The organism is Duganella sp. Dugasp78 (genome assembly GCF_059491455.1).
Genome location: NZ_CP168506.1, coordinates 2,199,317 through 2,220,234, shown reverse-complemented (window position 1 = coordinate 2,220,234; position 20,918 = coordinate 2,199,317). Strand labels below are relative to the sequence as shown.

Here is a 20,918-nt window from a genome sequence, read left to right as displayed (position 1 = left end):
CCAGCTTGTAGAATACGGCCTCGTTCAGCAGTTGCAACAAAGTAGTGAAGCAAAGCTGATATGTTTTCTGGGTGCTTAGCTCAGTTGGTAGAGCGGCGCCCTTACAAGGCGTAGGTCGGGAGTTCGACCCTCTCAGCACCCACCAAGAAAACAGAAAAAACGAAATTTGGAGCGGTAGTTCAGTTGGTTAGAATACCGGCCTGTCACGCCGGGGGTCGCGGGTTCGAGTCCCGTCCGCTCCGCCAAATTCCTTTAAGGGCCCGATTCGTCGGGCCCTTAATCATTTCTGCGCCGATTAAAGTTGTGATTAACCTCCGATTAAGCTCAGGCTTGTGCATCGGGTGTTATCCTCCCGGCATGATTCTCTCCACGACGTCTTTATCGCCCTATCTGCGTTTCCGCATCCGCATGGCACGCCAGGCAATGGTGCAGTTCGTGGCCAGCTTCACCACTTCGCTGGAATACATCCTGCTCGGTTTCGGCCAGGTGCTGATAGGACTGATCGCCTGCCTGGCCTTGCCGGGATTGTTTGCCGCGACGCGGCCATGGCCGCAGGCGCTGGGCCTGTGCGCCGCCCAGGCGCTGATCGCCAGCGCACCGGTCTGGCTGTTGCGCAAGCGGCTGCTGCCGGCGCAGGTGCTGCTGTGGAGCCGGCCGCTGCCGATTCCAGCGCGCTCGCAATGGGGCGCCAACATCGCCGTGGCCGGCATGATCATCGTCCCGTTGAGCATGGCTTACGCAATTTCCACTACGATCTGGCTGTATCAATGGCCGGACTGGCTGCGACCGGTCGCGCCGCAGGCGCTGCTGCTGACCGCAGGCTCGCTGCTGCTGGGCTGGATCATCTCGACGCTGGTGCTGGCCCAGCGCTGCCGCATGCCGGCCGCCGCCCGGCTCGATCCCGACCGCCCCGCGCCCGGCCCCTACGCACCGCGCCTGCCGGCCAGCGCCGGCGCCGCGCCAGCGGTGCAGCGCGCGCGGACCGCGCTGTACCACTGGCGTCAGCTGTTCTGGCTGCCGTTCTGGCGCGCCGAGAATGTGGTCGGCATCCAGCAGACCGTGCTGTTGCTGGGCGCCGCGCTGAGCATCGCCGTGTGGCTGTGGCATCCGCCCATGGTGCCGCCAGCGCTGTGGGGCTTCAACGCCGCGCTGCTGCTGATGCTGCTGACCGACCGCGGCGACAAGGCCGTCACCGAACAGATCGACCTGCTGCGCCCGGTCGCGGCGGCCTGGCCGGTGCGCATCGAGCGCCTGTTCCGCTTTGCGCGCGGGTCGACGCTGCTGCCCGGCCTGGCCGTGATGGCCTGGTTCGCGCTGCTGACGCTGGGCCACCTGGGCCGCGCCAGCAGCGCCGGCTACAGCACCACCGTCGCCACCGCCTGGCTGTGCTTTGCCGGCATTGCCCAGGTCGCCGTCGTCACGCTGCGCCGCCTGAGCCTGCGCGGCCGCGTGGGGCTGGTCATCAGCGCCATCATCATCCTGACTGCCATTGGAAGCGAACTATGGAATTGAATCCCGTGCTGCGCATCGACAAGCTGACCTTTGAATTCGCCAGCCATCCGCTGTTCCGCCTGTTCGACCTGCAACTGGGCGCCGGCATCACCTGGCTGCGCGGCGAGAACGGCGCCGGCAAGACCACGCTGCTGAAGCTGGCCGGCGGCGCGCTGACGCCGCACGCCGGCGCCATCACGCTCGACGGGCTGGACATCCAGGCGCAGCCGCTGGCCTACCGCCTGCAGTGCTACTACTGCGGCGGCGACACGCCGCAACTGCCGTGGCTGACGGTGCGCGAAATCCTCGACCTGCACCTGTCGCTGTATCCCAACACCGACGCCGCGCTGCTCAACGCCGAGCTGCAAGCCTTCCACCTGCTGCACACGCTGGACCAGCCGGTGACCACGCTGTCGCTGGGCCAGCACAAGAAGATGCAACTGTCGCTGGCGCTGGCGCTGCCGGTGCGGCTGCTGCTGATCGACGAGCCGTTCAACGGCCTCGACGCGGACGCCATGGCCTATCTGCGCCAGCAATTGTCGGCGCCCGAGCGGCTGGCGCGCCAGTGCATCCTGCTGACCAGCCACCTCGACCCGGCCCTGCCGCTGTTAGGTACGGTGCAACTTTAAGTTATCATTGGAACCATGAGCCGAGCCGGCCCGGCCCGCCTACCTTGCCCTGCACGGAGTTCCCTTGATCTTTGGTTTCCTCAAATCGCCCGTTTTATCGCCGCGTTTGCTGCGCCTGAAGGAATCGGCGCTGTTCGCCACGCTGACCCCGCTCGAACTGAACATCGTCGACGGCCTGATGCACGAGCGCCGCTACCTGGCCGACGAAATCATCTTCGACGAGGGCGAGGAAGGCCAGGCGCTGTACCTGGTGATGTCGGGCCGCGTGATCATCAGCCGCCAGCTGGGCGCCACGCGCGAAGTGGTGGCCGAGCTGTCGGCCGGCTCCTTCTTCGGCGACCTGGCCCTGCTGGACAACACGCCGCGCAACGCGCAGACGCGCGCGCTGGACAACTGCGAGCTGGCGGTGTTCTTCCGCGCCGACTTCATGGGCCTGATGGAAACCGACGCCGTGATCGGCTACAAGATCTCGCTGGCCCTGGCGCGCCACATCGGCAGCCGCCTGCGCGACTGGATGACCGGCAAGCCGCAAGTCGAGGCCTTATGAATTTCCTGCCATCCCAACAACGTGCCGGGCCGGTGGTGTGGAGCGGCATCATCGCCGCCACCTGCGTGCTGTTGTTCCTGCTGCAGCAGATGCTGTTCCTGGCCATCCCCTTCCTGCTCGGGATCGTGCTGTACTACATCCTGCAACCGCCGATGCAGCGCCTGATCCGCATGGGCCTGAGCCACAACGCCGCCACGCTGATCGTCGGCAGCGTGTTCCTGTTGTTGCTGGTGGTGGCCGGGATGGTGTTCATCTACTGGGATTCCGGCCCGTCCGACTCGTGGCAGGACATGCTGGGCAAGTACCTGACCGGCGGCCTGGAATTCGTGCGCCACACGATGCTGTCGCTGGAGCGGGAGTTCCCCATCCTCAAGCAGATCAAGCTGGCGCGCACGGTCAACAGCCGCGTCAGCGCCTTCACCAGTACCTTCGTGCAGAAGCATTTGACCGACATCCTGGTGTCGGTGGCGGCATGGCTGCCGTCGCTGCTGCTGGCGCCGTTCCTGACCTTCTTCTTCCTGCGCGACGGTCTGCGCTTCAAGAAGTTTCTGGCGCGCGCGGTGCCGAACGCCTTCTTTGAAAAGACCCTGTGCCTGCTGCACGAGGTGGACCAGACCGCGCACCGCTACTTCCAGGGACTGATCAAGCTCACCATCCTCGACACGGCGGTGCTGGCCGTCGGGCTGTGGGCGATCGGCGTGTCGTCGCCGCTGGTGCTGGGGCTGATCGCGGCGATGCTGGCGTGGGTGCCGTACGTGGGCTCCATCGTCGGCTGCATGCTGGTGGTGATGGTGGCCTCGACCGACGCGCCGGCCGATCCGGCGGTGGCCTACATGGCGATCGGCGTATTCATCACGGTGCGGCTGCTGGACGACTTCGTCTTCATGCCGCTGACCCTGGGGCGCAGCCTGCACATCCATCCATTGATCACGGTGCTGATGATCTTCATCGGCGGCTCGGTGGCCGGCGTGGCGGGGCTGATGCTGGTACTGCCGCTGCTGGGCGTGGTGATGGTGGTCGGCGAAACGCTGGGCCGGCTGATCACCGACCCGCGCCTGCGCGCGCGCCACCGCAACGCCATGGAGCTGCGCACCAAACAGGCCAGCGCCGACCTGATTTAGTCGGGGGTCAAGTCTGACATTCGGACACGAGCTCTGCCGTAAGCGGCCGCTTACGGCAGAGCTCGTGTCCGAATGTCAGACTTCGTATATTGAGCATACCGCATCTCCATCGGATAATAAGGAGGTAGGTGCGGCCAGGCGGAGTGACGCTGATCAGACTTAGTGCCGTGGAGCACGTGGGTCAGATAGGTGCCTCTGCCTGTTTCATTTGATAAGTCCGAACGGTATCTGGGGCCATCGCGCCAGCGCGTAAGCCCGCATACGAGGAAGGTCAAAAATGGATACGATATGCGCAGCGGTAGGTATTGATGTCAGCAAGAAGAAGTTAGATATTGCACTGCTGGTCAACGGAAAAACCAAGACCAAAGTGCTGGAAAATTCCGCCGAAGGCCATCGGGCAATGGTCGACTGGCTCACCAAATCCAAAGTTCCCCTGTCGGCAATGCATGCTTGCATGGAGGCGACCGGGGTCTATTCCGAGCCGTTGGCATTGGCGCTCCACCAGGCCGGGCTGGTGGTGAGCGTGGTCAATCCAGTCTGCATCAAGGGCTTCGGCCACAGCGAAAATATTCGCAACAAGAACGATACGATCGACGCCGGGCTGATTGCACGCTACTGCGTCGCGATGAAGCCCGCGCCCTGGAGTCCGCCGCCGCTGGAGCAGCGCCAGTTGCGGGCTTGGTCGCTGCGCGTCCAAGCCTTGAAGGACATTCGCCAGCAGGAAGAAAATCGGTTGGAGGCATTGATCATCAGCGGGATGGAGGACGTCGCGCAGCATGTGCGACAGCATGTCGCTTGGCTCAGCGTAGAAATAGAGAAGCTCGAAGGCGACATCGACGATCACATAGATCGCCATCCTGGCCTCAAGCACGATGCCGATCTGCTCGCCACCATACCTGGCGTCGGAACGACGACCGTGGCAAAAATACTGGGGCATTTGGGGGATATTCGCCGCTTTGACAGCGCGAAAACCTTCGCTGCCTTTCTTGGGGTAACGCCCAAACAACGCAGCTCTGGAAGCTCGCTGAGGGCACGAACGACGATCAGTCGAACCGGCAGCACCTCAATGCGCGCTGCCCTGTACATGCCGAGCTTGGTGGCGCGCCGACATAACCCCATCCTGCGGCAATTCGCCGAACGGCTTGCCGCGACCGGAATGGCAAAGAAAGCCGTGATCGGGGCAGTCATGCACAAGCTGGCTCACTTGATTTATGGGGTGATACGCAATGACAAGCCTTTCGATCCTAATTACTTATCGAAAGGGCTTGCCATTCAAGACGGTATCTGACCCCCGATGTTGCGATCGCTTACGCGGTCATCGCCTGCTTCTCGGCCGACTCGGCCACCACTTCCTCGTCGTCCGAGCGGATCAGGTGATCGAAGGCCGACAGTGCCGCCTTCGCGCCTTCGCCGGTGGCGATGATGATCTGCTTGTACGGTACCGTGGTGACGTCGCCGGCAGCGAACACGCCGGGGATCGAGGTCTGGCCGCGCGCATCAACTTCGATCTCGCCATGACGCGACAGCGCCACCGTGCCCTTGAGCCACTCGGTGTTCGGCACCAGGCCGATCTGCACGAACACGCCTTCCAGCTCGACCCTCTTCGCCTCGCCCGACACGCGATCGTTGTAGCTCAGGCCGTTGACGATCTTGCCGTCGCCGTGGATCTCGGTGGTCTGCGCCGAGACGATCACGGTGACGTTGGCCAGGCTGCGCAGCTTGCGTTGCAGCACCGCGTCGGCGCGCAGCTCGGCGCCGAACTCGATCAGCGTCACATGCTTGACCAGGCCGGCCAGGTCGATCGCCGCTTCCACGCCGGAGTTGCCGCCGCCGATCACCGCCACGCGCTTGCCCTTGAACAGCGGGCCGTCGCAGTGCGGGCAGTAGGCCACGCCGTGGTTGCGGTATTCCTTCTCGCCCGGCACGTTAATCTCGCGCCAGCGGGCGCCGGTGGCCAGGATCACGGACTTGGCCTTGAGCGTCGCACCGGTCGCGGTCTGCACCTCGATCAGCTTGCCCGGCACCAGCTTGGCGGCGCGCTGGGTGTTCATGATGTCGACTTCGTATTCCTTGACGTGCTGCTCCAGCGCCACGGCAAACTTCGGACCGTCGGTGGCCGTGACCGAGATGAAGTTCTCGATCGCCAGGGTGTCGAGCACCTGGCCGCCGAAACGCTCGGCCAGCACGCCGGTCTTGATGCCTTTGCGGGCGGCGTAGATGGCCGCTGCCGCGCCGGCGGGACCGCCGCCGACAATCAGCACGTCGAACACGTCCTTCTTGCTCAGCTCAGCGGCCTGGCGGGCACCGGCGTTCTTGTCCAGCTTGGACAGGATCTCTTCGACGTTGGTGCGGCCCTGGCCGAAGTGCTCGCCGTTCAGGAACATCATCGGCACGGCCATGATCTGGCGCGCCTCGACTTCTTTCGGGAACACGCCGCCGTCGATGGTGGTCACTTTGATGCGTGGGTTGATCACCGCCATCGCGTTAAGCGCTTGCACCACTTCCGGGCAATTGTGGCAGCTCAGCGAGATGAAGGTTTCGAATTCGTAATCGCCATCCAGGTTGCGGATCTGCTCGATCACGGCATCGTCGAACTTGATGGTGTGGCCGCCGACCTGCAACAGCGCCAGCACCAGCGAAGTGAATTCATGGCCCATCGGGATGCCGGCGAAACGCACGCCGATATCGGTGCCCGGGCGGTCGATGCTGAACGACGGTTTGCGTTCGGCATCGTCGGTGCGCTTGACCAGCGTGATCTTGTCGCTCAACAGGACGATCTCCTGGAGCAGTTCTTCCATCTCGCGGGCCTTGGCGCTGTCATCGAGAGAAGCGACGATCTCAATCGGTTGCACCACTTTTTCCAAGTAGGCTTTCAACTGGGTTTTGAGAGTTGCGTCTAACATGATTTTTCTTCCTTTTTACAAATATTTAGGCGTATGCCGGGCCGGACGCCCGGACCGGCATCGCGGTATTACTTGTGTACTGCGGTCTCTCTCAAGACGTGCTCGGACTTAGATCTTGCCGACCAGGTCCAGCGATGGGGTCAGGGTCGCTGCGCCTTCGGTCCATTTAGCTGGGCAAACCTGGCCTGGGTGCTCGGCCACGTACTTGGCTGCCTTCACTTTGCGCAGCAGTTCCGAAGCGTCGCGGCCGATGCCGTTGTCGTGCACTTCCATCACTTTGATCTGGCCTTCCGGATTGATGACGAAGGTGCCGCGCAGTGCCAGGCCTTCTTCTTCGATCATCACTTCGAAGTTACGCGACAGGGTGCCGGTAGGGTCGCCGATCAGCGGGTAGTTAACTTTTTTGATTGCATCCGAGGTGTCGTGCCATGCTTTGTGCGCGAAGTGGGTGTCGGTCGACACGCCGTACACGTCCACGCCCAGCTTGGCGAATTCTGGCTGGTGATCGGCCAGGTCTTCCAGTTCGGTCGGGCAGACGAAGGTGAAGTCGGCTGGGTAGAACATCAGAACGGACCACTTGCCCTTCAGGGACTCGTCGCTCACGTCGATGAACTTGCCGTTAGCGTATGCGGTTGCCTTGAATGGTTTTACTTGGGTATTGATCAGAGACATTGTGGTTTCCTCGTTGGGTTGTGAATCATTGAGACGCCAGTTTAAGGGCTTTTGCCCCATTTGCAAAATTGATTGTTCCAATAGTTTCAATAGCTACTAACTATAGAACAAGCAAAGGGAATAGCTATTATCGCTGTTTCAGGGCGGTTGCGAGGCGCGCCCGGCCGGACGGCTGATTCGCGCCTCCTCACAACGGTCTCCTGGCGGCGATATAAACGGAACCGCCCCGTAAAGTTATTGATAGGATAATGCGAGTACTTCCTTATCCCATGAAAAACAGGGAAACAATGCGCCTTCATTTCACGTCCGCCAGCGTCATCCTTATGAGTCTGCTAAACGCACTCCACTTTTCCGCCGCTGTAGCGCAAACACCGGAAAACAGGGAGCAGAACAAGGTCGAGGTTATGCCGGACGGAAATCTGCGATATCCCGTTCCCAGTCCCGAAGTCATGAAGGAATTCCTGGCCACGACCCAAAAGAACCTCGTTTTTTTAAAAGGAGGCACTTTTGAAATGGGGGACTGGGGCAGCGAGGTCAACAAAGGCGGTCTGCCATTCGACGGCTCGCTCGACTCCAAGCCGCTGCACAAAGTGACGCTCGATAGTTTTTCTATCGGAAAATATCCGGTCACCTATGCGGAATTTGATATTTTCACCGCGTCGCTGCGACTGCCACGCATCAATCAAGAAAACGTCGTCCAGAAATATCGAAAACCCAATAATCCCGCCGGCGTTACTTGGCAGGGTGCAAAGGACTATTGCGCTTGGCTGGCAAAGCAAACCGGCCAACCGTTTGATCTGCCCACCGAAGCACAATGGGAGTATGCCGCTCGTAGTGGAGGAAAACGCCTTGTGTACCCAACCAACAATGGCGAGTCTGAGCCAGGAAAAAATCTTCCATCATTTGAGCAAAGTAAAGCGGCGGGTGGGTTGGTGCCCGTGTCAAGCTTTCCGCCAAATCCTGCTGGCATCCATTACATGAGCGCTGGAATCCACGAATGGGTACTCGACTGGTACGACGCACAGTATTACAGCAATTCGCCGGAAAGAAATCCGCCGGGCCCGCCTCATGGTGAGAAGCATGTAGTACGCGGATTTTTCGGTAGTGATTCCAGCGCCATGACATTCAAGCGTTGGAAATCAATAGATCGGCCATGGCCATCGACAGGAACATGGACATTTTATCCAGAAAACATACAGGAACCCACCCGCGAAATTCCTTTTACAATCTATTCCAACCGGGCATCGGAGTCATTTCGATGTATTCAACTGGAGCCATCCAAAAAATAGCAGCGCTATGCGTATATTGAATGTTCGATGACATGGGTGGCGGCGATAAACTCTGAAGAGTTGTTTATGAACGGCTGGCTCAGGACCGACCGCGCAGCGGATGCGAGTGCGCGCCAGCCAAGCCGACTACGATCACGTCTGCAGGCCGCGCGCGATCACTCGCCGACGCTCAATCGCATCTTCCTTTTTCACCGCGTGCGTCAAGGGTTGAGACTGCCGTAGCGAACAGCAATCATCTATACAGAACGGACCCGTAAAGTTATTGATAGGATAATGCGAGTACTTCCTTATCCCATGAAAACAGGGAAATAATGCGCCTTCATTTCACGTCCGCCAGCATCATCCTTCTGAGTCTGCTAAACGCACTCCACTTTTCCGCTGCTGCGGCGCAAACACCTGAAAGCGGGGAGCAGAGCAAGGTCGAGGTTATGCCGGACGGAAATCTGCGAGATCCCGTTCCCAGTCCCGAAGTCATGAAGGAATTCCTGTCCAAGACTCAAAAGGACCTCGTCTTTTTAAAGGGAGGCACTTTTGAAATGGGGGACTGGGGCGCCGAGGTCAACAAGGGCGGTTTGCCGTTCGATGGCTCGCTAGACTCAAAGCCGTTGCACAAAGTGACGCTCGATAGTTTTTCCATCGGGAGATCTCCTGTTACGTATGAGGAGTTCGACATCTTCAGCGCAGCGCTTCGCTTACCGCGCATTAATCAAGCCCACGTTTGGCAGGAATATCGCAAGGCGCATAATCCCGCCGGCGTCACGTGGCAGGGGGCAAAAGATTATTGCTCCTGGTTAGCCACGCAAACCGGACAACCGTTTGCCTTGCCTACGGAGGCACAGTGGGAGTATGCCGCTCGCAGCGGTGGAAAACGCTATGTATATCCAACCAATAACGGCGAGTCAGAGCCAGGTAAAAATCTACCCTCATATGAGCAACGACAGGCGGCCGGTGGATATGTGCCGGTACTGAGCTTCCCACCCAACCCAGCTGGAATCTATCATATGAGCGCTGGAATCCAGGAGTGGGTACTAGACTGGTACGATAAGGACTACTACAGCAATTCACCCAAAAAAAATCCCACTGGTCCAGCGACTGGCACGCGGCATGTCGCACGGGGATGGGCCGGCAGCGAATCCAGCGCGATGACATTTAAACGCTGGGCGTCAAAGGAAAATCCACCCACCGGCACCTGGACATTTTATCCGGTCGACAAAAAAGAACCCAACAGGGAAATCCCGTTCACGACTTACAGCAACTTCCCGAGCAAGGCGTTTCGTTGTGTTCGGCTAGAGCCATCCTCAAAAAAATAATAGCGCTACGCGTACATTGAATGTTCGATGATATGGGCGATCACGTCTGTAAGCCGCGCATGGCGCTACCGCTCACGCGGTCAATACCCAGATGACATCGCGCCCTTGATGTTGTGGCATACGAGTACCCTGCTCGATCCGCAGCTTCACCCCCAGCACATCCATGATGACCCAGTCACCCGTCTGCGGACAGGATTCGTCGCTGCGGGCGCTAACCACATCTGCGGCCGCCGCCAACACCGGCGCCACACTCGCTGCAGCAAGCGGAAAGTACAGTCGTTCTTCCGCCGGTATCACGCCATCCAGATAGCGGCGGTCTTCCCATATCAACCGCCAGCTGACGCTGAGCGCATTCCCTGTGCTTTCCACCCCATCGGTTTCCCACAATGTCGGCGCAGGAGTGCCACCCAACAAATAGTTCATGCAGCCGTCCTTGATTTGCGGCTCATAAATTCCGAACACCGGCACCTCGTCGCCGCTGCGTATCACCTTCTCGCCAACGGGAAGCGGCACATCGTCCAGCTGTGCGGGTATCGGCAACTGCGGATACAGCGCGTGCCAATAGCTGCCCCATGCCTCGGGCGCCGGGGTGTCCTCCATTCGCGGCTGCAAATAACCACGATCGGCGACCGCCAGGAAAAATTCACGCATCAGATCCTCCATCTCGGGCACATATTTACCGGCATAACTATGGTCGCCCTGTGGACCGTTGTTGATCAATTCGACATACCAATGTTCCGACAGGATCGTCGCCTCCACCATCGCGCCACGGCTGTTCTGCAGAAAAACGGTGCGGTCGCCCTGCAGCAGACGCTCCAGCGCTTTCTCATATAAAGCCTGAGCCTTGACCACCATGCTAAAGAAAGGCGTCCAGTTCGCCTCGAATATCGTCCCCGTTACGATGGGTTGCTCACACACCTGCTTTTCGAATACATTGGCAAAGCGGTCGAAAATCGCCGCTTCTCGCGCCCATGCCGTATAACTGGTCTTGCGTTTGAGGTACCAGTAGATCTTGCGGCGGTCATCATCCGTCATGCGCGCGCCGCCCGGCTTGGATTTGAAGATATCAAAGATACTCATAAATTCCTGTTATTGTTGTCGCTCTTGTTTTGCGGTGGCCTGGGCCGACTGTATCGCCGCTTGCCTTGCCAACTTGGTCTGCCGCTCCGTCAAGCCCAGCCGCTCCACAGTGCTGGCGCCGGGAATCGCCCGCTTGCCATACCCAGCACGACCGTTAACGTCGAACCAGCCGCTTTTCCGGATCTCCACCGTTATTCCATTGCTCAGTGTTGTCTTGCCGCCGCCCTGCTTCAGCAGCAGCGCGGCGGCGTCTCTGTATTGCTGGTCAAATTCGGTAATGAATGCCTGTCGGGCGCCGCCTTCTAGGAACTGGTCTGGCAACTTATTACCGAATTGTTCGGCAACAGTGCTGGTGCACCCCTTGACCTTGACCGTTGGGGGCACGTGAATAATCGACAGCCACCCATTGCGGTTCCATTCGTCGAGCACGGCGCATTGCGCCCGCCACTCCTTTGCAGTGGCGGGTGGCTTACCCACACCCCAATAGGGCCCAATGGCATTGGACTCCCAGACGGCTACGCCACGAGTATTGCCGCTAGGGCCGAAAGCCCGGAACAGGACGACGTTGCTCAACTCTTCGTTCCTGATCGGGCCGGATGCTGACGCGATATTCGGATAGAAACCGGCCGGATCCGCCTTGCTCAGCAAATCAGGATAACCGGTTTCATGATGATAAATCTTAGCGATGTTGGAACGATGCAAAGGATGATTACTCGCCATATTCTGCGGAAACTTGCCGGCACGGATCACGCGCCTGCGGCTCCTGCCCTCCAGTATGCGCGCTTCTTCAGCATAGGTGACGGTCTTCTTACCGGTTTGCGCCAATATCACCCGCGCCTTGGAAGGCGGAGGTACGCCACCCGAATGAATAACCTTTTGCAGGTATTCCAGCTTTTCGTGCAAATCCTTCAAAGCTTGCGGGATCATTTTGTCACCCAGCACCTTCAATTGCTGAAAACCGTGCGAAAGCTGTTCCATTCTGGCCACCAGACTCTGCGGCAGCACGCGCTGGAACCGCAGGCCATAACGATGAATCGAGATGATCACGGTATCGCAGAAGGCACGAAATTTTGCGATCAGTTCGGCCTGATATTTCATCACGTTCAGCGATTTCAACCAGGCTTCCGCGTTCATGTGGCCGATGCGGTTAAGGAAGGCCAGAATTTCATTGGCTACCTTGGCCAGTTTGGTGGCATCCTTGGCCACCGTTTCCGTCACGTTCAATGCCAGCCGCCCGACACCCTTGATCACGCCGCCGAACACCGGGATCAGCGCGAACACCAGAATCACCAGCAATACCCACTCGAGTTTGCTCTCGCGCTTTTCCGGATGGTTGATCAGACCGCTGCTGACGGCCACCAGATCGCGCGCTGCGGTGACGTCACCGACCACCGGAATCATGCCAATCACGGCGTCGGTGATGATTTGCGATAGCGATTGCTTCTCGTTGAACGCGCCTTGTACTGTCCCCCATAGCCAATCGCCGACTTCGGTGGCATAGAGCGTAAACTCTTTGACCGACAGCCCGTCGCGTGTAGGCGTCGCAGCACTCATTTAGCACCGTCTTTCTTGGTCGGCATGTGGCGATCGATCAAGCTATCAATGTCTTTGTTAGATGGCTGCGGCTGGTAGGCCGGGTTGTTGACCGCCCCGCGTACCAATGGCTGCACTGCGCGTTGCGCATGCAGGTCGCACAGCTTGCTGCCGAGATTGACGCCCTGCGTCTGCGTCATCAGCACATCGGCATCACGCGTACTGCTCTCCGATACCGGGCTGCCCTTGCGCAGGCGCACCTGCTTCAGCGTTCCGTAAAACTGCCGTTTGCAATCGAGCAGCTCTGTGGAAATCAGTTCGTCGAACAGTTTTCCCGCCGAATCCTTGATCGGTTTCTGGTAGACAAAACGATAGCTGGCAACGACGAAGCTGCCTTCGATGCTGGTATTGGTGTCAAGCATGGACTCGGGCAAGGCGTTGAACCTGCCTTTCTTAAGACCGAACGCAGTGCCAAGGTAGATTTGCGCGCCGGGCTCCAGCGTCGCCTCATCCTTGACCCAAGGCTGGGCGGTATCGGCGGCGGCCCAAAGTGCGCCAGCGATACCGGTCGCGACCATGCCTGCCGCCCACTGTGTCCATTGTCGGGTAAGCGTCATATTCAGATTTCCTTGTCATTCAGAGCATGGGCATATTTATCGATCAGGTGATCGATGTCGCCTGCGGTAGGGCATGGCTGGTAAGCCGGAGTCGGCTGCAGATCCTTGCGCGCAAAAAGGCCCGGCATCGCGCCAAAACGCAGCTCTGCGCTGCCGGGCGGGACGTCGCGCAATGTCGCCCTGCCATTTCCATCCAGCACACCCTTGACGGACTTGCCGTTATTAAAGACCGCGACAAATGGCGCGCCGGCCAGCGGTTCGTCATCATGATAAAACCGCTCGATGACCAGTTCGTTCGGGGCAAGCTCGCCCAGCGGCAACTGAGGTAGCGCCGCGCTACTACTGGACGGCCCGGTCAAATCCTTCATCGACGCCTTGAACGTCATCGTGCCCGGCCCGTGCAGCATGATGTTGCCGCCTTCGAGCTTCAGGTACGCGCCCTGCGCCGTCAGCATCACATGCTCCTTGGCGCCGACCGTGACGCTCTTGCCGACGCTGGCCACGGTGACCAGCTTGTCGGCGGTGACCCTGGTCTGGTCCGACTGGCTCTGCACGCTGACCTTGCCGCTGGCCGCGTGCAGCTTGATGCCGGTTTCCTGGTTGGGCTTGTCGGCGCTGCTGGCTTTGCCGTAGGTGAACAGGCTGATGCCGTCCTTGACCAGCTTGCTGCTATTGCCCTGCGACGCGAAATTGATGTCCTGCCCCGCGCTCAGGCTGGCCGTGCCGCCGGCCGCGATCACGGCGCTGAGCGGCGTCACCGCCGCGATGCCAGCCGGGCTGGACAGCTGCAGATGCTGCTCGCTGTACGCCGTCACATCGCCGTCGCCACCCTCGTCACCACCGTCGCCGGCGGCGCTGGCCTGCACCACCTTGCCGCTGTTCTGCATCTGCGCCAGCGCGTTCAGCTTGGCCGGCTCCGGTTCCTGTTTCAGTTTGGCGTTGTGCTTTTGCGCCGTCTCCGCCAGCGACAGCTGCAACGCATGGCTTTGCTCGATCTGCGACAGCGCCTCGCCGCTGTCGAGCTGGCTGCCACTGGCGCCGCGACGGGCGTCGGTCGACAGCAGCAGGCCCTGGCCGGCGCGCAGCGCGGCGCTGTGCGCGGTCTTCAGCTCGGCACCGAAGCCAGCCGTCTGCAAGCGCTGGTTGTCAGTCTGGTGGCGCAGGTGGCCGAGGTTGAGCTCGTCCGTGCCGGCGTGCGGCGAGGCGTGCCGCTGCAGGGCCACGCGCGGCTCGCCCGGATGGTCGTCGAACACCAGCTGGCTGTAGGCGCCGGCGCCGCTCTGGCTGGCGTTCATGGTCTGCGACTTGATGCCCGACAGCGCCGCCGGATGCGCGTGCGCGCCGCTCTCGCCGGGGAACCAGGCCGGGGCGTTGCCGGTCGCCGCGCCGGCGCCCTGGCCGACCTGGTTGTTCTGCGCGTCGCGCGCGCCGCTGCCGTTGTAGACGCTGCCGATCACCACCGGCCGGTCGATGTCGCCGTCGATGAAGTCGATCAGCACCTCGCTGCCGACGCGCGGCACCGCCACCGCGCCCCAGTTGGCGCCCGCCACCGGCGCCATCGCCGTGGCGATGCGCACCCAGGTGCCGGCCGTGTCGTCGGCCGGCGCGCCGCTGTGGCCGTCCGGCGCCGGATGCGCCAGGCGGCTGTGGCTTTGCTCGCCCCGCTGCCAGTGGAACTGCACCTTGATGCGGTGATCGCGGTCGGTGTGGATCACCGCGCCGGCCGGGCCCACCACGATCGCGGTCTGCTGGCCGCGCACGGTTGGCTTGGGATGCAGCAGCACGCCATGGCCGTCGGCATCGCTGCTGCGGTAGGGCACCGTGCTGCGGATGGCGTCGATGCGGTTGCGGTACAGCGGCCGCTCGCCCTTGTCCTCGCCGACCGCGTGCAGGCTGCCGCCCTGTTCGCGCGCGATCATCTGCGCCAGCGCGCTCACGCCCAGTGCCTGCGCGGCCGCATGCTTGATGTCGGTGCTGAGGTTGTTGTGCGCCAGGTGCACCACGCGTGTGATGACGAAGCTGCGCTCGCCGCCGTCGGCGGCGTCCAGCAGCGCCTGGCCTTCCAGCGTGAAGCTGGTGCCGGCGCTGAGCGTGCGCACCGTGCCGGCGCCGGTGAAGATTTCGCGGCCCGCCTCCAGCGCCTCCATCTGCCGCTCGGCGATGCGCTGGCCGTGTTCGCGCGAGGTGTAGGCGTAGGCGCCCGGTGCGTCGCGGCTGACCGGCGCGGCCGGGTCGGCGTTGGCGCTGGCGGCCGACGCCGGCCGCGTGCCGTTGCTGCGGTAGTCCCAGCTGGCGAGGTCGACGCCGCCGGCGGTCCAGCGCAGCTCGCTGCGCCAGCGGTCGATGGCATCCTCCTTCATCACCGCGCCCGGCTGCGTGAAGCGCACCGTGGCCTGGGCGTTGGGCTGGAAGCTGCCGTTGTGGTCGGCGATCACCATGGTGTGGCCGCCCAGGCCGGGGCTGGCGGCGTCGCCGCTGTGCTCGAAGTAATAGAACAGGCCTTCCTCGCGCATCAGCCGCTCGGCGAAGGCCAGGTTGGATTCCTGGTACTGGCAGGTCAGCGATCGCTTCGGGTAGATGGCGCGGTCGGCGATGTCGTAGCGCCACTGCGGCACCAGCTTGCCGGCGTCCTGCCAGCCGTTGAACACGGCGTCGAGGATGTCGAACACGGTCTGGTCCTGGAACACCCGGCTGTCGCGCCCGGCGGCCAGGAAGGCGTACCACGGGCCGATGGTCAGCTCGTAACGCGCCAGGCCGCCGTCGGCGCCCAGCATGCGCAGCGCCGTCACATGGCCGTGGAAGGGCCGCAGCTGGTCGCGGCTGGCGGCCGTCATCAGTTCCAGCAGCACCGGCTGGCCCAGCAGCGACTTCAGCGCAATGTCCGCGTCGCTCGACAGCGCGGTCACCGTCAACTGATAGGGCTGGCTCAGGGCTTCCTCGCCGCGCAGGCATTCGGCCACCAGGTTTTCCGCGCCCAGCGGCGTGGTCAGCCGGAGGATACGGTTGTCCTGGGTCAAACTGTCTAGCAGCGCAAACATGGATTTCAGCCCTTCAAAATAACGACGGAATTAGTAAATTACTATGATTTATCCGGCATTACACCTGAGTTAGCTCAGTTGGGCAAGAGTGATACGATTGAAATCGGGGTTTACTGGCTGCGCAGCAGCTGGTCGAACTGTTCGGCCGGCATGGGGCGGGCGAACAGGTAGCCCTGGCCATAGTCGCAGCCGGCCGCGGCCAGCAGGTCGCGCTGTTCCGGCGTCTCCACGCCCTCGGCGATCACCCGCAGGCCCAGCTTGTGGGCCATGACGATGATCGCGTCCGACAGCGCCATGTCGCTGGAGTCGGGCGCCAGGTTGCGGGTGAAGGAGCGGTCGATCTTCAGGTAGTCGATGTCGAACTTCTTCAGGTAGGACAGCGACGAGTAGCCGGTGCCGAAGTCGTCCAGCGCCACCTGGATGCCGGCGTCGCGCAGCTGCAGCAGCTTGTTGCTGACCGCGGTGTTGGCGTCGAGCAGCAAGCCCTCGGTGATCTCCACCACCACCGCCTGGCCCGGCAGGTTCAGCGCCTGCAGGTAGCTGAGCCAGCTGTCGTAGGCGCCGTCCTCGCGCGCGAACTCCAGCGGCGACTGGTTGACGCTGACCTGGAATTCCGGATGGTGCTCGTGGCGCCAGCGCTGCACCCAGCGCGCCGATTCGCGGAACACCCATTCGCCGATGTCGATGATCAGGCCGCTGGCCTCGGCCAGCGGGATGAACTCCAGCGGGCTCACCACGCCGCGCTGCGGGTGGTTCCAGCGTATCAGCGCCTCGGCCTTGTGGATGCGGCCGCTCTTGAGGTGGACGATGGGCTGGAAATACAGCTCGAACTGCTCGGCCTTGAGCGCGCCGCGCAGGTCGTTGGTCAGGCGCATGCGGTTGAGCGCGGCCACCTGCAGGGTCGGCGTGAAATAGCTGTAGCGGTTGCGCCCGGCCCCCTTGGCGGCGTACATGGCCTGGTCGGCGTGCTTGAGCAGGTCGTCGATGTCGAGCGCGTCGTCCGGGTACAGCGTGATGCCGATGCTGGCCGAGACGAAGGCCTGCTCCTGCCCCAGCGGGAAGGGCTGGCGCAGGCTGTCGATGATGTGCTGGGCGATGTGCTCGACCCGCTCGGTGCCCTCCAGCTCGGACAGGATCACCGTGAACTCGTCACCGCCCAGGCGCGCCACCGTGTCCGACTTGCGCACGCAGGCGCTGATGCGGCGCGCCGCGTCCACCAGCAGGATGTCGCCCTGGTGGTGGCCCAGCGTGTCATTGACCTCCTTGAAGTGGTCGAGGTCGATGAACAGGATGGCGATGTGCGAACGGTCGCGCTGGCTCTTGAGCATGTCGTGCGCCAGCCGGTCGTGGAACATGCGGCGGTTGGGCAGCTGGGTCAGCGGATCGAAGTTGGCCTGCTGCCAGATCAGCGCCTCGCTCTGCTTCTTGTCGGTGACGTCCTCGATCATGCACAGGTGGTGCGGATGGCTGCCCTTCTCGGTCTCGATGGCGGTGACCGACACCTCGATCCAGACCAGTTCGCCGTCCGGGCGGAACAGCCGGCTGGTGACCTTGAAGTTGCCGATCTCGTGCGCCAGCAGGCGCCCCATCTGCACCTTGAGCTGGGCCACGTCCTCCGGATGGCCGGCCTCCAGCCAGCGCATCGCGTTCAGCTCGACCTGCGAGCGGCCGACGATTTCCTGGAAGCGCGGGTTGATGTCGCGGTATTCGTAGGTGACCGAATCGACCAGCGCGATGCCCAGCGGCGACGCTTCGAACATGGTGCGGAAGCGCTGCTCGCCGGTGCGGATGGCGGCGCGGGCGCGGCGCCGCTCGCGCGCCAGCAGGCTGAAGTGGACGGCCGCGCCCAGCACCAGCACCAGCGCGGCGCCGCCCAGCACGCGGTACAACCACTGCAGGCTGGCGCCGCCGCCGTCGAGCTGGTACATGAAACCGTCGAAATTGGCATTCTTGGGCACCATGCCCAGGCCGGCGTAAACGTCGGCGATGTGGCGCCAGCGCTCCGGGTTCTGATAGCCGACCTCGACCAGCACCGGCTGCACCAGCGGCATCATCTGGCGCGCCTCGTACAGCAGGTGGGCGCGGTCGCTGCGCTGCGAGTACTTGCGCAGGATGAGGTCGGCCATCTCCTCCTGGTGGCTCATGGCCCACTGCCATCCGCGCATGCTGGCGGCGCGGAAGGCGCGCACCCGGGCCGGGTGGTTGGCGATCTCGCGCTCGCTGGTGAACAAGTTGTCGCCGTAGAAATCGATGCCGACCGCGCGCGGGCTGTAGATGTCGTAGGGGAAGCCGAGGCGGTCGAAGATGTCCGGCTCGTTGGTGGTGTAGACCGCGATGGCGTCCACCCTGCCGTTGATCAGGTCGGCCGTGTTGTAGGTCGGCTCGACCCGCTGGAAACTGGTGGCGGGGATGCCTTCCTTGATCAGGTAGGCCAGCAGCTCGTCGGCACTGCCCAGTTCATCGGTCAGCGAGCCGATCATCGCGCGCTTGCCGATGATGCGGCGGATGTCCGGCTCGGCGCTGGTCTGGCGCATCGCCAGCGCGTACGGCGAGTGCTGGAACACCACGCCCAGCACCACCACCGGCTTGCCGGCCAGGCGCGCCAGCAACAGGCTGCTGGCGCCGACGCCGTACTCGGCCTTGCCGGACACGACGTCGCGCTCCGGCTCGTTGCCGTCCGAACCTTCCAGCACGCGCACGTCCAGCCCGGCCTCGCGGTAATAGCCCTGCTCCAGCGCGGCGTAATAGCCGGCAAACTGGAACTGGTGGTGATGCTTGAGTTGCAGCGTGATCTTGTCCTGCGCCGCGGCGGGCGCCAGCCACAGCGCGGGCAACAGCGCCAGCAGCGTCAGGCCGGCATGGCGCCACCGGCGCGGCGCGCGGAGAGCGGGGGAAGGGGTGGGGACGGAATCACGTACGGGCACTAGGGTTTTTCCAGAGAATCACGGGCTGGGTATAGTGTAGCCGCTTCGGCGCCCGATATCGTCGCTTTCCGACAATTCTCGGGCATAAAACACAACGGACGGCCAGGCGCATGCCTGCCGTCCGTCTTCATGCCAGTAGTACTACTTAGTTCGGGATGGCGACCGGCACCGGCGCCTGGGCGTTGTCGCCCTTGCCCAGCTGGCCTTCCGCGTTGCGTCCCCAACCCCACAGCGTGTTGTCCGAGCGCAGGCCGAAGCTGTGCAGGGCGCCGGCGGTGACCGACAGCCAGTTGTTCGCGGTGCCGACCTGGACCGGCGTCGGGCTGTCCGGGCCGCCGGTGCCGAGCTGGCTCTCGGCGTTGCTGCCCCAGCCCCACAGCTGGCCGTCGCGGGTCACCGCCATGGTGTGCGTGGAACCCGCGGCCGCCGCCAGCCAGTTGCTGCCGACGCCGATCGGGGTGGGCGCGTTGATGTTGGTCGAACCATTGTTGCCGACCTGGCCAAAGGTGTTGTTACCCCAGCCGAACATGGCGCCGTCGGTGCGGATCGCCACCGAATGGTTGGCGCCGGCCGCCAGCGACGACCATTGGAAGGCGCCGATCTTGGCGGGGGACACGATGTCCACCAGGCCGCCGTTGCCGACCTGGCCGCTGGAATTGCCGCCCCAGCCATACAGGTTCAGGTTGTCCTTGACGATGGCCAGCGTATGGGTGTCGCCGGCGCTGACCGACAGCCACGCCTTCAGGCCGGTCGGCAGCGGGATCAGGGTCGGAACCAGCTTGTCGACGTTGGTGCCGTCGCCCAGCTGGCCGTTGAAGTTGCGGCCCCAGCCATACATGACGCCGGTGGTCTTGATCGCGAACGCGTGCGATTTGCCGGCCGCGACAAAGGCCCAGTCGGTGTCCTTGCCGACCCTGGTCGGGGTCGGATGCGGATCGCTGTCGGTGGTGCCCAGGCCCAGCGTGCCGTTCTGGTTGGAGCCCCAGGTCCACAGGGTGCCGTCGCTGCGCAGCGCCACCACGAACTGTTCGCCCACCACCATCTGCTTCCACAGCGTGCTGCCGCCGCTGACCAGCACCGGCGCGTTGCGGTCGGTCTTGGTGCTGTCGCCGAGCTGGCCGCGGATGTTCGAGCCCCAGCCGTACAGGCTGCCGTCGGACTTGTGGCCGATGGTCTGGTTGCCGCCGGCGGCCACGCCGTTCCACTGCGCGATGACGTTGATGGCCAGGGTGCCGGTCACGCCGTCCTGGGTCGCGGTCACGGTGTCGGAGCCGACCGCCTTGCCGGTCACATTGCCGGCCGGGACGATGGTGGCCACCGCGCCCGTGCCTTTGAAGGCCCACACCAGGCCGGTGGTGGTGTTGAGCACCTTGGTGGTGTTGTCCGAATAGGTGCCGGTGGCCGTCAGCGGCACCGCGATGCCGATCGGGATGGTGGTGCTGGCGCCGGCCGTGATGGCGATGGACTTGAGCGTCGCCACCGTCGGCGTGGTGCTGCTGTTGCTGCCACCGCCGCCGCCACCGCAGGCGGCCAGGAGGGCCAGCACGGGAACCAGCAGCAAGGTCGGGAATCTAAAGTTTTTCATGTTCTTCCAGTTCACAGAATGAGGTCTGCGTGCGGGGCCGACCGGAACGGTGGCCAGCTTGCAAGCAGTGTAGCCGCAAGCGGTCTCCACGCATCGTCGGAGCAAGCCTGAATTATCCACGTAATTGCCGCGATGGGGGCGTTTAACAACATTTCTTGAGGGGAATAGGCGAAAAAAAA

At 62.6% G+C, this 20,918-nt stretch carries 15 protein-coding genes and 2 tRNA genes; 9 read left to right on the top strand and 8 right to left on the bottom strand.

All coding sequences use genetic code 11. The features are described from left to right. The first annotated feature begins 69 nt into the window (after nucleotides 1-69). From ACEN9O_RS09940 to ACEN9O_RS09910, 7 genes are all read left to right on the top strand, one after another. Nucleotides 70-145, top strand: a tRNA-Val gene (locus ACEN9O_RS09940). 23 nt (nucleotides 146-168) lie between these two features. Continuing rightward, nucleotides 169-245 (top strand) — tRNA-Asp (locus tag ACEN9O_RS09935). A 163-nt stretch (nucleotides 246-408) separates the two neighbouring features. After that, complete coding sequence (locus tag ACEN9O_RS09930) at nucleotides 409-1,512, top strand: hypothetical protein (RefSeq protein ID WP_495617391.1); 1,104 nt, start codon at nucleotides 409-411, stop codon at nucleotides 1,510-1,512. Continuing rightward, nucleotides 1,503-2,120 carry an ABC transporter ATP-binding protein gene (locus ACEN9O_RS09925; protein WP_495617390.1) on the top strand — a complete coding sequence of 206 codons (618 nt, stop codon included), beginning with the start codon at nucleotides 1,503-1,505 and terminating at the stop codon, nucleotides 2,118-2,120. Before ACEN9O_RS09930 ends, ACEN9O_RS09925 begins: the two co-directional genes overlap by 10 nt. 64 nt (nucleotides 2,121-2,184) lie before the next feature. Continuing rightward, entirely contained in the window at nucleotides 2,185-2,667 is a 483-nt protein-coding gene (locus ACEN9O_RS09920; RefSeq protein ID WP_116993826.1) for a cyclic nucleotide-binding domain-containing protein, read from the top strand. Next, nucleotides 2,664-3,788 (top strand): AI-2E family transporter, encoded by a 1,125-nt coding sequence (locus tag ACEN9O_RS09915; protein ID WP_495617389.1) that lies wholly within the window; start codon nucleotides 2,664-2,666, stop codon nucleotides 3,786-3,788. Before ACEN9O_RS09920 ends, ACEN9O_RS09915 begins: the two co-directional genes overlap by 4 nt. 277 nt (nucleotides 3,789-4,065) lie before the next feature. Next, nucleotides 4,066-5,076, top strand: a complete 1,011-nt coding sequence (locus tag ACEN9O_RS09910) for an IS110 family RNA-guided transposase (protein ID WP_495612799.1) — start codon at nucleotides 4,066-4,068, stop codon at nucleotides 5,074-5,076. A 19-nt stretch (nucleotides 5,077-5,095) separates the two neighbouring features. On the opposite strand, the gene ahpF is transcribed toward ACEN9O_RS09910, so the two are convergent. Together ahpF and ahpC are read right to left on the bottom strand one after the other, a co-directional pair. Further along, nucleotides 5,096-6,691 (bottom strand): alkyl hydroperoxide reductase subunit F, encoded by a 1,596-nt coding sequence (gene ahpF, locus ACEN9O_RS09905; protein ID WP_495617388.1) that lies wholly within the window; start codon nucleotides 6,689-6,691, stop codon nucleotides 5,096-5,098. A 108-nt stretch (nucleotides 6,692-6,799) separates the two neighbouring features. Beyond that, nucleotides 6,800-7,363 carry an alkyl hydroperoxide reductase subunit C gene (gene ahpC, locus ACEN9O_RS09900; RefSeq protein ID WP_495617387.1) on the bottom strand — a complete coding sequence of 188 codons (564 nt, stop codon included), beginning with the start codon at nucleotides 7,361-7,363 and terminating at the stop codon, nucleotides 6,800-6,802. Between the two features lie 269 nt (nucleotides 7,364-7,632). Here ahpC and ACEN9O_RS09895 point away from each other — a divergent pair, with 269 nt between their 5' ends. Beyond that, the gene (locus tag ACEN9O_RS09895; protein WP_495617386.1) at nucleotides 7,633-8,652 is read left to right on the top strand and encodes a formylglycine-generating enzyme family protein; all 1,020 of its coding nucleotides are present in this window, start codon (nucleotides 7,633-7,635) and stop codon (nucleotides 8,650-8,652) included. Between the two features lie 311 nt (nucleotides 8,653-8,963). Then, a complete protein-coding gene (locus ACEN9O_RS09890) occupies nucleotides 8,964-9,962 on the top strand; it encodes a formylglycine-generating enzyme family protein (protein ID WP_495617385.1) in 999 nt (332 codons plus the stop codon). Nucleotides 9,963-10,034: 72 nt separating this feature from the next. Here the strand turns inward: ACEN9O_RS09890 and ACEN9O_RS09885 are convergent, their stop codons facing one another. From ACEN9O_RS09885 to ACEN9O_RS09860, 6 genes are all read right to left on the bottom strand, one after another. Continuing rightward, entirely contained in the window at nucleotides 10,035-11,042 is a 1,008-nt protein-coding gene (locus tag ACEN9O_RS09885; RefSeq protein ID WP_495617384.1) for an Imm71 family immunity protein, read from the bottom strand. A gap of 9 nt (nucleotides 11,043-11,051) precedes the next feature. Further along, nucleotides 11,052-12,596, bottom strand: a complete 1,545-nt coding sequence (locus ACEN9O_RS09880) for a hypothetical protein (RefSeq protein WP_495617383.1) — start codon at nucleotides 12,594-12,596, stop codon at nucleotides 11,052-11,054. Further along, nucleotides 12,593-13,192, bottom strand: coding sequence for a hypothetical protein (locus tag ACEN9O_RS09875; protein WP_495617382.1), 600 nt, complete (start codon nucleotides 13,190-13,192; stop codon nucleotides 12,593-12,595). The genes ACEN9O_RS09880 and ACEN9O_RS09875 overlap by 4 nt, the downstream gene beginning before the upstream one ends. 2 nt (nucleotides 13,193-13,194) lie before the next feature. After that, nucleotides 13,195-16,230, bottom strand: coding sequence for a type VI secretion system Vgr family protein (locus tag ACEN9O_RS09870; RefSeq protein ID WP_495617381.1), 3,036 nt, complete (start codon nucleotides 16,228-16,230; stop codon nucleotides 13,195-13,197). Between the two features lie 110 nt (nucleotides 16,231-16,340). Continuing rightward, nucleotides 16,341-19,154, bottom strand: a complete 2,814-nt coding sequence (locus tag ACEN9O_RS09865) for an EAL domain-containing protein (RefSeq protein WP_495617380.1) — start codon at nucleotides 19,152-19,154, stop codon at nucleotides 16,341-16,343. A gap of 145 nt (nucleotides 19,155-19,299) precedes the next feature. Then, a complete protein-coding gene (locus ACEN9O_RS09860; RefSeq protein WP_495617379.1) occupies nucleotides 19,300-20,739 on the bottom strand; it encodes a hypothetical protein in 1,440 nt (479 codons plus the stop codon). Nucleotides 20,740-20,918 lie beyond the last annotated feature (179 nt).

Excerpts from the sequence above, each read along its gene's own strand:
- ACEN9O_RS09925 (WP_495617390.1), top strand. The coding sequence starts at position 1,503 with ATGGAATTGAATCCCGTGCTGCGCATCGACAAGCTGACCTTTGAATTC.
- ACEN9O_RS09885 (WP_495617384.1), bottom strand. The coding sequence starts at position 11,042 with ATGAGTATCTTTGATATCTTCAAATCCAAGCCGGGCGGCGCGCGCATG.
- ACEN9O_RS09860 (WP_495617379.1), bottom strand. The coding sequence starts at position 20,739 with ATGAAAAACTTTAGATTCCCGACCTTGCTGCTGGTTCCCGTGCTGGCC.
- ACEN9O_RS09870 (WP_495617381.1), bottom strand. The coding sequence starts at position 16,230 with ATGTTTGCGCTGCTAGACAGTTTGACCCAGGACAACCGTATCCTCCGG.
- ACEN9O_RS09890 (WP_495617385.1), top strand. The coding sequence starts at position 8,964 with ATGCGCCTTCATTTCACGTCCGCCAGCATCATCCTTCTGAGTCTGCTA.
- ACEN9O_RS09875 (WP_495617382.1), bottom strand. The coding sequence starts at position 13,192 with ATGACGCTTACCCGACAATGGACACAGTGGGCGGCAGGCATGGTCGCG.
- ACEN9O_RS09880 (WP_495617383.1), bottom strand. The coding sequence starts at position 12,596 with ATGAGTGCTGCGACGCCTACACGCGACGGGCTGTCGGTCAAAGAGTTT.
- ACEN9O_RS09895 (WP_495617386.1), top strand. The coding sequence starts at position 7,633 with ATGAAAAACAGGGAAACAATGCGCCTTCATTTCACGTCCGCCAGCGTC.
- ACEN9O_RS09910 (WP_495612799.1), top strand. The coding sequence starts at position 4,066 with ATGGATACGATATGCGCAGCGGTAGGTATTGATGTCAGCAAGAAGAAG.
- ahpF (WP_495617388.1), bottom strand. The coding sequence starts at position 6,691 with ATGTTAGACGCAACTCTCAAAACCCAGTTGAAAGCCTACTTGGAAAAA.
- ACEN9O_RS09915 (WP_495617389.1), top strand. The coding sequence starts at position 2,664 with ATGAATTTCCTGCCATCCCAACAACGTGCCGGGCCGGTGGTGTGGAGC.
- ahpC (WP_495617387.1), bottom strand. The coding sequence starts at position 7,363 with ATGTCTCTGATCAATACCCAAGTAAAACCATTCAAGGCAACCGCATAC.
- ACEN9O_RS09930 (WP_495617391.1), top strand. The coding sequence starts at position 409 with ATGGCACGCCAGGCAATGGTGCAGTTCGTGGCCAGCTTCACCACTTCG.